Here is a 10,755-nt window from a genome sequence, read left to right as displayed (position 1 = left end):
CCGCTCCCACAATGATTTGGGTAGTTCGCAGATTTTGCGCTCAACCGCTGAACCTGTGGGAGCGGGCTTGCCCGCGAAGGCGGCATCACAGCCACCAACAAAGCGACTGCCAATCACTATCGTGTTAGCGCCGCGGCTCTGCCACCAACAGCAACGACTGTGGCACAGGGCTTTGCGGGTGCTGCGGCTCCTGCAGGCCGGCCAGTGCAAAACCGGCCATGTCCAGCGCATTGAACCAACTGGACAGGGTTCGGAAATACCACGGCATGGGCTGCCACTTCCCCTTGAACCCGGCGAAGGTCTCTTCCCGCCAACCATCCTGATAGTCGCCCGCCGCAGCCGTCCACGGATGCAGCGTCTGGATCACCAGCGCGCCACCAGGGGTGAGCAGGGCGTTCATGGCGGTGAGCAGAGGGATGATGTCCTGATGCAGCAGGGCGAAATTGGCGCAGATCAGGTTGTAGTCGCGGCCGATGTCGACTTTCGCTTCTACCAATGCTTCATAGCTCGCCACATGCACCGGCGACGAACCCGCCGCCCGCGCCGCCTCCACCAGCGTCGCATCACCATCCACACCCACCGCGTCAATGCCCCGTTCAGCCAGCGTACGTAACAACCAGCCCTCGCCGCAGCCCAGGTCGAGTACGCGTTCGGGTTGGTGACCGAGCACTGCCAGCAGGATGGCCTGGTCGGTGACCTTGAGGCGACTTTCGATGGTGCCCGTGCGGATGGCTTCGATCCAGGCGTGGGCGTTGTGGTGCCAGCTGTCGAGGAGGGTGGATTCCGGGGCGGGCATGTTGATGTCCGGCGTGGTGGGTTGGATGAAAGAATAGGGCAAGGGCTCCCATCATGCATTGCCTGATGTTAGCGGGATGTGCTGAATGGAGAGGGGCAGGTAGCCAGACGATTTAACGGCGGAGCCGGTATTACCCGGCACCACCGACAGCGCAGCGAAGGATGGACGCGTGGCTAGTCGCCTTTGGCGCTTGCCAGATGATAGGCAACCAACGCGTTGGCGTGGCCATGCCCCATGCCGTGTTCGGTTTTGAGCCAGGCCACCATTTCCATGTGTTTCTTGTTGCTGACGGTTTTGAGCAGATCCAGCCAGTGGGTGATCGGCTGCCCATACTTTTTTTCAATTGACGGGAAGTACGAAGCCGGTCCTTTCGTTTTTGTATCTTCGGTCACGATGCAAACTCCCTTTTCGATTTTCCAGATTCGAAAGCAGCGCCGGTTACGTTACTGATTTGCCGTCAGTGAGTCCATCGTCCGAGAGACGGCATGGCAACCGATCGTCAAGGTTGCCGTCCGTCGCTTTTTTGAAAAATTAAAACGCCAGTTAAAAAAAGATACTTTGAAAAAGAAAGAAATCTCCTACTCCGTCCTACAGAAGGGGGAGGCCAGCATTGTTCGCTTTGATTCAGTTTGGAGTCAGCTTTGATGTGGGCTTTTAAAGACTTATCAAAGCCCGTTGATGTGATGTTGTTTTTCTAAGGTTTAAATAAACAAAAAACTCTCCTGATGTGTTGCATGAATTTTCCCTATATGTTGAGTGAGATTTCCTGCGCGTAGAAAAAACAGTCTCTTGCGTTGTGTTTTGAATTTTACTAAATATAGGTGCGCCACTTGATTTTGGTGGCGCTTCCTCTAATGGCGAGTGATAAAAATGAAAGTCGAAATTTTTTGAGATGCTTTTTGTTTTGTCGATGAGTTTGAGTGTTTTTCATGTCCGCACATAGTCAGAGAGTCCGGTGGGCCAGGTGAGTGTGTGAGCGACGGTGAGTGTGGCTCGAGCGCTATAACTAATCATGCAAAGGAATTTCATGATGTTAAATATACAAAACTACGAAATCCTTAATTTTGATTCTGGTGACTTGTTGGTTTCGAAAAGGGGCGGGCCTAAGATGCGTTCGCCATCTTTACTGGTGGCTCTAACTAGATTGAAAGGCTATAAAAATATATCAAGGGCTGAATTTGAAGAGGTATTGTCAAAGCATGGCTTGAACCCAGAAGCGGCTTATGAGTTTTTAGAAAAACACTCGTAAGTACAGGAGTTGAGTGAATTCGCTACCTGGAGTCTGGAAATAGTTGAGCGATATAAAAAAACGGGGGAGGAGGGGAGTGTCAGATTTTTTTGTGTGCGGGCCGGTAACGGCCTGCCGTCAGGCAGACCTCCATTTCACCACGTCGGTCGGATGAATCGATCCCGGTACAGGATCGCAAACTGATTCATGGCGCTCTTCCAGTCATGGGCCTGGCCTCCGCCGACGACCGCCAGGCGGTCGCATGTTTCCTCAAAGAGCAACACGGATTGGCCGGATTTTCGCCCGAACAACCAACCACCCCCTATCGGAGCTAGCTTTCGAGGCTTACACCGAGCTTAAGTCGGTGTGCACACCCATTGACGCACCGACTGCCTGCCGCATGTTTGAGCATCACGCAGCAGGCGGTTTCGCCAGTTCAATCCCCGCAGCCCCCAGCCGCTTGAGAATTTCAAACAGCAGCTCGCTTTTGATCGCGCCGACCGTGCGTGGGCTGCCGACATAACCGGTGATGGTCAAGGTGATGCCTTCAGGTTTCAGCTGACTGAAGCGCAAAAAAGGCACCGGCTTATCCAGAATGGATTCGTGTTCGGTGAAGGTGTCGTACAGCAGGTTTTGTACTTGCTCCGGGTCGATGTCCAGCGGGAACATCAGTTCGAGTATCACCACGCCCTGAGCGCTGCCGCCGAGGGTGACGTTGCGCAGGTTCTGCGAAATCAGGTGGGAGTTGGGCACGATCATGATCGAGCGGTCGGCCAGTTGTATTTCTGTGGCCCGCACGTTGATCCGGCGAATGTCGCCTTCCACGCCACTGATGCTGATCAGGTCACCGACTTTCACCGGGCGTTCGGTCAGCAGGATCAGCCCGGAGATGAAGTTCTTCACGATCTCCTGAAGGCCGAAGCCGATACCTACCGACAGGGCACTGACGATCCAGGCCAGGTTGGTCCACTTGATCCCCAGCGACGACAGCGTGAGCAGGACGACGGACACGTAGCCGATGTTGGCAAACAGGGTGCTCAGCGAGGCGCACATGCCCGGGTCCATCTCGGTTTTCGGCAGGAACTCGCTGTCCAGCCAGCGCCGCAATGAGCGGATCAGGTAGATGCCGATCACCAGGGCCAGGACGGCATTCACCAGGTTGTCCGGGACGATGTTCAGTTTGCGCAACCCGTCGCCGCCGAGTATGGCCACGGTGTTGGTGACCAGTTGCCCGAGCGTCGTACCTACACCGCCGACAAACAAGGCAATGACGCCGATCAGCAGGAGGATGGCGCGACCAGCCCCGGACAACACTGTGCAGATCTGTTCCAGGCGTGGATTACCGATGCCCAGTAGCTGCTTGATGGCTTTGCCGGCAGCTTGCCTGGGCGAAAAAAGGTAGTCGCAGGTGTCTTGGTAGACCTGTGTGAGCAGGTAGAAACCGGCGAAAATGATGAATATCCAGACCATTTCGTAGGTGATGAACCGGGCCATCGTCACGTAACCGATCAGCAGGGCGAACAGAGACACGACTACGGCAATGCCGGCAAAGGTATAAATCAGGCCGGCGAAGGTGGTGACGCCTTCGGGGGCTTCTCCGGCCGCGATTATTTCCCGGCGAGTCTTGCTGACGCGCAACAGGAGCGCGCCGATCACCAGAGCAGCGACCAATGCGACGATTCCCCGACCGAACAGCACCACTTCGGCGCTCATGCCGGTGACATTGCTCAACTGCACCAGTGTCACCAGCACCAGCAGCAGGCTTGCCAGCAGTCTGGAATAAGGCTCCATCGCCAGCGCTACCGGATCGGAAATATCGGGCAGGCGCCATGAAGGATGTTGGGTCGACAGCAACGCGCGGCTCAATCCGGTGATCAGCACGCAGGTATAGGCAAGTTTTTCCAGGTATTGCGTCAGTTCGGCCAGCAGCGGGGTGTAGGGCAGTTGGCGGGTCGCGGCAAAATGCAGCAGTTGCAGGGCCGCGCCGGCAGTCAGCACCGTCGCCATTACCGAGGCCAGCGCAAGGGAGCTGCGCCGTAACCGACCTTCAGGCATTCGATGAAAGCACAACCACGCCAGACCCCGGTTGGCGAGCGGTCGCCCCACGGTCCATATGGCCAGCGCCAGTATTAGCAGCGTGGCGGTGAACATGCGTTGTCCGGGTTGCCAGGCGGCCTGGTGCGTGGCCTCGAGTTGCTGGATGACGCTGTGGAAGCGTCGGCGGTCATCGGCAGGAAAATCGAACAATGGCGACCAGAAACGCGGGTGCAAGATGCTGTTGGTCTGCTGGGTTACCTCTGCTTCCAGCAGGGTGCGGCGAATGCTGGCAATCTGGGTGATCAGCTCGGCGGCACTTGTTTTCAGTGCGGCCAGGGTTTTGATTTGGCTATCAATCTTGTTCTTTTGCTCGCCGAGGGCGTCTCGTTGGGTGGTAATGGCCGACGTCACCAATGCGTTCTCGTCGTGTGGCACTGGCCCCAACACATTGAGTTGTGCCTGCAACTGCTCCTGTCCGGGCAACAGCGATGTGGACTGGCGATCAATATCCTGAATGAGTGCCTGCACCAGGCCTTGGGCGCTTTCCAGTTGGGTGTAATTAGTGGCCAGGGAAACCTGCTGTTTGAGAATGTTCAGCTGGTTTTGCAAGCCCAGTAGATCGCTGTCGGAGATGCTGATGACCGGGGTTGTGGTGGTGGGAGCAAGGGTGTCGGCCACGGGCGCCGCCAACAGCCATCCCGGGCTCGCCACCAGAAGCGCGAAGGCGACGTAGATCATTGACTTCAATACATTGAACATTCGCGTGCTCGACGGGTTGTTAGTCACTTAGCCAATGAGGTTAGGTCATGACACGCATCCTTGAGCATTGTTTTGCCGGAAGTGCCCCAGGTGGTTTTCGTTCAGGCGTTACTCATGCTGTTGCCGCGCCGGGAAAAACAGTTCGAAGCAGGTGATGCCGTCGGCACTGCTGACGTTGCAGGCACCGTTGTGCAATTGCATGATCGTCGCCACGATCGACAGGCCCAGGCCATTGGATTGGGCCGAGCGTTCGCGGGACTCGTCGACCCGATAGAAACGTTCGAACAACCGTGGCAGATGCTGGGGCGCGATAGTCGGGCCGTGGTTGCGCACTTGCACCTGGATGCCGTCGGCGGTCGGGTTGGCGTGGATGCACAGTTCGGAATGCGGGGCGCCGTACTTGATGGCGTTGGCGCACAGGTTGGCCAATGCCCGACGCAATAGCATCGGTTCGGCCCAGATCAAGCCGCTGCCCCGGGCATCGATGCAGATGCCAACGTCGGTCGCCGGACCTTCGAAATAATCGGCCATGCGTTGCATTTCGTCAGCGGCATCCAGCTCCTGACGCTGGCGCAAGGCACTGCGCGGATCGGTGCGGGCCAGGAACAGCATGTTGTCGAGCATGCGCGCCAGGCGCTCGAGTTCTTCGACATTTGAGGCCAACAGCTGCTGATAGGCGTCGGTGCTGCGGTTTTGCTGCAAGGCCACCTGGGTTTCGCCGAGCAGGTTGTTGATCGGCGTGCGCAGCTCGTGGGCCATGTCGGTCGACACCTGGCCCAGCTGTATGAAGCCTTTGTCCAGCCGGTCGAGCATGGCGTTGAAGGCGTCGATCATCGGCAACAGTTCCAGCGGCGCGCCCTGGCTGTCGAGGCGTTCGTTGAGGTTGCCGACATCGATGCTCTGGGTGTGGCGGGCCAGGCGCCGCACGGGCAACAGGCCTCGATGCACCAGCACATAACCGGACAGCGCCAGCAGAATCGCCGCCACGCTGGCGAACAGGTAGACATTGAACCGGTAGTCGGCGAGCACGGCGGTGCGCTCGGTCATCAGGCGCCCGGTCACCACTTGCAGACTGCCCAGATCACCCGAGTCGATGGTCGCGGCCAAGGCGGAAAACGGCACGCCATTGACGTTGGGCAAATGCTGCACGTCGTCCAGGGTCAGCCGATGATCCATGGCCACCGGGGTCAACACCGGCATCTTCAGGTTGCCCGGGTTGACCACCAGCAACGGCGGCTGGCCAGGGGTGCCGATGGTCAGCAGGGCCTCGCGGTTGCCCATCATGTTCTGGAACAGCGCCGGCTTGGCCTTGATCAGGTCCAGGGTATTGCTGTCGTTGAGGAAGGTCCGCAACTGGTCGATGCGGGTGATCAGGGCAATGTCGTCGCGCCGGATCAACTCGCGCTCCAGGTCGCGGTACAGCGCCACGCCAAGCAGGGCCAGCGAGACAAACGCCAGCAGGGCAAACACCAGTGCCAGACGCAGGGTCAGGGAGTGGCTGAGGCGGGTGGCGGATTGCAGCGGCGTCATCGCATTCATGGGGGGGCATTCAGGGTTGAGTGTCAAAGCGGTAGCCGATGCCGCGCACGCTGTGGATCAGCTTGAGCGGGAACGGATCATCGATTTTCAGGCGCAGGCGGCGCACCGCGACATCGACGACATTGGTGTCGCTGTCGAAATTCATGTCCCAGACCCGCGAGGCAATCATCGAGCGCGACAGCACTTCGCCCAGATGCGTGGCGAACAGGTGCAGCAAGGCAAATTCCTTGTTGGTCAGGGTGATGCGGTTGCCGGCGCGGCTGACGCGACGCTTGAGCACGTCGATCTGCAGGTCGTCGACGTGCAGGTGTTCGTCTTCCCGGGTAGGACCACGCCGGGTCAGGGTGCGCAGGCGCGCCACCAGTTCGGCGAAGGAAAAAGGTTTGATCAGGTAATCGTCGGCACCCAGTTCGAGGCCTTTGATGCGGTCGGCGATGTCATCCCGGGCGGTGAGGAACAGCACCGGCGTATCGGCTTCCTTGCGCAAGCGGCGCAGGACTTCCCAGCCATCCATTTTCGGCATCATCACGTCCAGCACGATCACATCGAAATCGTGCTCCAGGGCCAGGTGCAAGCCATCGACGCCATCCCGCGCCAGGCTCACTGTGTATCCGAGTTCCTGCAGGCCGTTAAGCAGGTAATTGCCGGCCTTGGGTTCGTCTTCGACTACGAGGATATTCATGGAAATCTGCCTGATTCGGTCGGGCTACAGGGGCAAGCCAGTGGCGCAAGTGTAGCCCGGCCAGTGGTGAATACAGGCATCCGGTCAATTCTCGCCAAGACAACCTACGCCCTGGACCCGATAGTCCAGCTGGTGCTCGCGACCCTGGTGGTCGAGGTAGTTGAACTGCGCCGGAACGATGCCGCACTTGCCGTTAAGGTCGGTCATGGACAGCACTTTGGCCACATCCACCGGCACATAAAAACCGTCTTTGTCGTGGATGACCGGCGAGGTGGACTGGGTAGCGGCAAACGCCGAACCGGTGGCGAGCAGGGCGGCAAAACCCGCGATCAACATTTTCATGACGAATCTCTCTCTACAAGGGCAGGGTGGCTGCCGGTGGTTGGCCTGACAGTGAGTTCAGGTTAACGAGGCGATCCGGACAGCCGACCAACAGCTTGATGACAAAGTTGTAATGAAACGCCGCCCGCAACACCGCAATCCCTTGTAGGAGCGAGCTTGCTCGCGATGGACGTAAAGGCACCGCGTTTACACAGATGACCCGCGTATTCGTTAGCGACCATCGCGAGCAAGCTCGCTCCTACAGGGGGGGGGTGCGGCGCCATAAAACAGATCAACCCGCGGATCCATGGCCTAAGCTTGTTCGCAGGCCCATGTTCATCGAACACCTCGATGGGCAAACGGCACCTATAAAAACAATGCAATCAGGAGATGCCCATGTCCGCTTTGATCCGTCGTTTCAGTCGCTGCATGGCCGCAGGTTTAACCGCTGCCGTGCTTGTCGCACCAGCCTTCGCGCTGGATACCGTGAAATTCATGGCCCCGGGTTCAGTGGGTGGTGGTTATGACCAGACTGCCCGGGTGCTGGGCAAGGCCATGGTCGAGGCCAATACGGCCAAGGCCGTGACCTTCGAGAACAAGGGCGGGGCGGGCGGGACCCTGGGCCTGGCGCAATTTGCCAACAGCACCAAAGGCGATCCGAATGCGCTGTTGGTGGTCGGGGCGATCATGGTTGCGGGCATCGAACAGAACAAACCGCAGATCAGCCTGAAAGATGTGACGCCCATCGCCCGGTTGTTCACCGAGTACAACGTGATCGCCGTGCGTAAGGAATCTGAATACAAGACCCTCGATGACCTGATCAAGGCCTTCAAGGCCAATCCGCCGAGCATCACCTGGGGTGGCGGTTCCAAGGGCTCGGTGGATCACATCGGCATCGCCGAGCTGGCGGGCAAGCTGGATGTGCCGGTCAACAAGGTCAACTACGTGGCCTTTGGCGGGGGTGGCGAGGTGGTTGCCCAGGCGCTGGGCGGCCAGCTCAAAGTGATCACCGGCGGTTACGCCGAGCTCGGCCAATACATCAAGACCGGCCAGTTCCGTGTCCTGGCCATCGGCGCACCGGAGCGCGTTCCCGGCATTGATGCACCGACCCTCAAGGAAAGCGGCTATGACGTGACGATCGGCAACTGGCGCGGCGTTTATGGTGCAGCGGGCCTCACCCCGCAGCAGCGTAAAGAGGTGATCGACGCGGTCGTGGCCGCCACCAAGAGCAAGGTCTGGCAGGACAACATCCAGACCAACGCCTGGACGCCCAGCGTGCTGACCGGTGATGAGTTCGGCAAATTCGTCGACGAAGAACACGAGCGGTTGCGCGCCATGCTGGTCAAGGTCGGGTTGCTTTGACATGACCACCCTGCGCGCAGTGGTGCCGACGCAACTGGCGGTCGGCATCGGCTTGATCGCCATCAGTGTCGTGTTGGCGATTGGCGCCCACCGTTTTCCGCCGGAAATGGGTTTCGTCATCCTCCCGGCGTACGTTTATCCCTATGTCGTGGCGGCGTTTCTGGGGGCAGTGGGGCTGCTGCTGGGGTATCAGGCCATCAGTGGCGGTTTTCGCGAGCTGGAGAACGACACCGCCACGGTGCCCGGTGGAACAGCCGGTGCGGCCTGGGTGACCGCGGGGCTTGTCGGGGTGGCGGTGCTGATCAACCTGACCGGTTTTGTGCTGGCCGCCGGGTTGCTGTTTGCCTGTTCGGCGCGGGGTTTTGGTAGCCGTCATCCGGTGCGGGACCTGGCCATCGGCATTGCCTTGACCCTGCCGATCTACTGGCTGTTCAACGCCGGCCTGGGGGTTTCCCTGCCACCGCTGATCAACGTCTGGATTTGAAAGGAGATCGACACCGTGGACATTCTTTCAAGCCTGGCGATGGGGTTTTCCTCGGCACTGACGCCGATCAATCTGATGTGGGGTTTCATCGGCTGCCTGCTCGGTACCGCCATCGGCGTGCTGCCGGGGATCGGTCCGGCGCTGACGGTGGCCCTGTTGTTGCCGATCACTGCCAAGGTCGATCCCACTGGCGCCTTGATCATGTTCGCCGGGATCTATTACGGCGCGCAGTTCGGTGGCTCCACCACCTCGATCCTGCTTAACACGCCCGGTGAATCGTCGTCGATGGTCACGGCCCTGGAAGGTAACCTGATGGCGCGCAACGGCCGGGCCGGACCTGCACTGGCAACGGCGGCGATAGGCTCCTTCGTGGCCGGCACTATCGCCACGATTTTGTTGACGCTGTTCGCACCCATCGTGGCCAGGCTGGCACTGAATTTCGGTCCGACCGAGTATTTCGCGATCCTGGTGTTGTCGTTCACCACGGTGTCGGCCGTGCTCGGCGCTTCGATGCTGCGCGGGTTCGCTTCACTGGGCGTCGGGTTGACCATCGGTTTGATCGGGCTGGATTCGACCTCGGGTATTGCCCGCTACACGTTAGGTGTTCCCGAACTGGTGGACGGTATTGAGGTGGTGCTGGTGGCGGTCGGCTTGTTCGCGGTGGGCGAGGCCTTGTACAGCTTGCTTTATCAAACTGAATCAAACGAAGGACGGCATCGCCTGACCTCGTTGTGGATGACTCGCGCCGACTGGAAACGCTCGGTGCCCGCGTGGCTTCGGGGCACGCTGATCGGTTTTCCGTTTGGTTCGATTCCGGCCGGCGGCGCCGAGATTCCGACCTTTCTGTCCTATTCCACCGAACGCAAACTCAGCCGATATCCCAAGGAGTTTTCCGCCAACAAGGGCGAGGGCGCCATCGAAGGCGTCGCCGGCCCGGAAGCGGCCAACAACGCCAGCGCGACCGGGTCTTTGGTGCCGTTGCTGACCCTGGGCATCCCGACGTCCGCTACTGCTGCAATCCTCTTGGCGGCGTTCCAGAACTACAACCTGCAACCGGGGCCGATGCTGTTCGAAACCTCCGCAGAGCTGGTCTGGACGTTGGTGGCCTCGCTGTACATCGGCAACGTGATTTTGCTGGTGTTGAACCTGCCGCTGGTGGGTCTGTGGGTCAAGCTGCTGCAAATCCCCAGGCCGTACTTGAACGCCGGCATCCTGGTATTCGCCACCATCGGCGTGTACGGCATGCGCCACTCCTCTTTCGACTTGATACTGATGTTGGCGATTGGCTGGGGCGGGGTGTTGATGCGGCGGTTCGACTTCCCCGTCGCCCCGGTGATCGTCGGCATGCTGCTGGGGCCAATGGCCGAGAAACAACTGCGTAACGCCTTGTCCATCAGCCAGGGCGACTGGACGGTGTTCGTCACGCAACCGATCTCGGCGTTTTTCCTCGCCCTGACGCTGCTGGTGCTGGTGGTGCCGCATGTATTGCATAAACGCGGCATCAAGTTGCATGAGGATGATTGAGGCCCCCCTGTGGGAGCGGGCTT

At 59.3% G+C, this 10,755-nt stretch carries 10 protein-coding genes; 4 read left to right on the top strand and 6 right to left on the bottom strand.

The window, feature by feature from the left end:
• Window positions 1–124: 124 nt before the first annotated feature.
• The gene (locus tag PMI28_RS01560) at window positions 125–796 is read right to left on the bottom strand and encodes a class I SAM-dependent methyltransferase (protein ID WP_007992436.1); all 672 of its coding nucleotides are present in this window, start codon (window positions 794–796) and stop codon (window positions 125–127) included.
• A 173-nt stretch (window positions 797–969) separates the two neighbouring features.
• The gene (locus PMI28_RS01565) at window positions 970–1,188 is read right to left on the bottom strand and encodes a DUF4287 domain-containing protein (protein ID WP_007992435.1); all 219 of its coding nucleotides are present in this window, start codon (window positions 1,186–1,188) and stop codon (window positions 970–972) included.
• A 635-nt stretch (window positions 1,189–1,823) separates the two neighbouring features.
• On the opposite strand from PMI28_RS01565, the gene PMI28_RS30160 reads away from it, so the two are divergent.
• Window positions 1,824–2,045: a hypothetical protein gene (locus tag PMI28_RS30160; RefSeq protein ID WP_007992433.1), complete on the top strand. Its 222-nt coding sequence runs from the start codon at window positions 1,824–1,826 to the stop codon at window positions 2,043–2,045.
• Between the two features lie 390 nt (window positions 2,046–2,435).
• On the opposite strand, the gene PMI28_RS01570 is transcribed toward PMI28_RS30160, so the two are convergent.
• The 4 genes from PMI28_RS01570 to PMI28_RS01585 form a co-directional block, all read right to left on the bottom strand.
• Complete coding sequence (locus tag PMI28_RS01570; RefSeq protein ID WP_007992432.1) at window positions 2,436–4,820, bottom strand: DUF3772 domain-containing protein; 2,385 nt, start codon at window positions 4,818–4,820, stop codon at window positions 2,436–2,438.
• Window positions 4,821–4,928: 108 nt separating this feature from the next.
• The gene (locus PMI28_RS01575; protein ID WP_007992431.1) at window positions 4,929–6,359 is read right to left on the bottom strand and encodes a heavy metal sensor histidine kinase; all 1,431 of its coding nucleotides are present in this window, start codon (window positions 6,357–6,359) and stop codon (window positions 4,929–4,931) included.
• A 10-nt stretch (window positions 6,360–6,369) separates the two neighbouring features.
• On the bottom strand, window positions 6,370–7,041 hold the full coding sequence (locus tag PMI28_RS01580; protein WP_007992430.1) for a heavy metal response regulator transcription factor: 672 nt from the start codon (window positions 7,039–7,041) through the stop codon (window positions 6,370–6,372).
• An 84-nt stretch (window positions 7,042–7,125) separates the two neighbouring features.
• Window positions 7,126–7,383: a DUF2790 domain-containing protein gene (locus PMI28_RS01585; protein ID WP_007992429.1), complete on the bottom strand. Its 258-nt coding sequence runs from the start codon at window positions 7,381–7,383 to the stop codon at window positions 7,126–7,128.
• Window positions 7,384–7,758: 375 nt separating this feature from the next.
• On the opposite strand from PMI28_RS01585, the gene PMI28_RS01590 reads away from it, so the two are divergent.
• Genes PMI28_RS01590 through PMI28_RS01600 form a run of 3 tightly spaced genes read left to right on the top strand, consistent with a single transcriptional unit; the run spans window position 7,759 to window position 10,732 of the window.
• Window positions 7,759–8,724: a Bug family tripartite tricarboxylate transporter substrate binding protein gene (locus tag PMI28_RS01590; RefSeq protein ID WP_007992428.1), complete on the top strand. Its 966-nt coding sequence runs from the start codon at window positions 7,759–7,761 to the stop codon at window positions 8,722–8,724.
• Between the two features lies 1 nt (window position 8,725).
• On the top strand, window positions 8,726–9,208 hold the full coding sequence (locus PMI28_RS01595; protein WP_007992427.1) for a tripartite tricarboxylate transporter TctB family protein: 483 nt from the start codon (window positions 8,726–8,728) through the stop codon (window positions 9,206–9,208).
• A gap of 15 nt (window positions 9,209–9,223) precedes the next feature.
• Window positions 9,224–10,732, top strand: a complete 1,509-nt coding sequence (locus PMI28_RS01600; RefSeq protein ID WP_007992426.1) for a tripartite tricarboxylate transporter permease — start codon at window positions 9,224–9,226, stop codon at window positions 10,730–10,732.
• Window positions 10,733–10,755: the final 23 nt, after the last annotated feature.

Origin of the sequence: Pseudomonas sp. GM48 (genome assembly GCF_000282335.1) — a bacterium.
Taxonomy (GTDB): domain Bacteria; phylum Pseudomonadota; class Gammaproteobacteria; order Pseudomonadales; family Pseudomonadaceae; genus Aquipseudomonas.
The sequence above is the reverse complement of the archived record's forward strand: the minus strand, read 5'-3'. Positions and strand labels throughout refer to the sequence as shown.

Coding starts and splice junctions, on each gene's coding strand:
- PMI28_RS01560 (WP_007992436.1), bottom strand. CDS start 796: ATGCCCGCCCCGGAATCCACCCTCCTCGACAGCTGGCACCACAACGCC.
- PMI28_RS30160 (WP_007992433.1), top strand. CDS start 1,824: ATGATGTTAAATATACAAAACTACGAAATCCTTAATTTTGATTCTGGT.
- PMI28_RS01590 (WP_007992428.1), top strand. CDS start 7,759: ATGTCCGCTTTGATCCGTCGTTTCAGTCGCTGCATGGCCGCAGGTTTA.
- PMI28_RS01570 (WP_007992432.1), bottom strand. CDS start 4,820: ATGTTCAATGTATTGAAGTCAATGATCTACGTCGCCTTCGCGCTTCTG.
- PMI28_RS01580 (WP_007992430.1), bottom strand. CDS start 7,041: ATGAATATCCTCGTAGTCGAAGACGAACCCAAGGCCGGCAATTACCTG.
- PMI28_RS01585 (WP_007992429.1), bottom strand. CDS start 7,383: ATGAAAATGTTGATCGCGGGTTTTGCCGCCCTGCTCGCCACCGGTTCG.
- PMI28_RS01575 (WP_007992431.1), bottom strand. CDS start 6,359: ATGAATGCGATGACGCCGCTGCAATCCGCCACCCGCCTCAGCCACTCC.
- PMI28_RS01595 (WP_007992427.1), top strand. CDS start 8,726: ATGACCACCCTGCGCGCAGTGGTGCCGACGCAACTGGCGGTCGGCATC.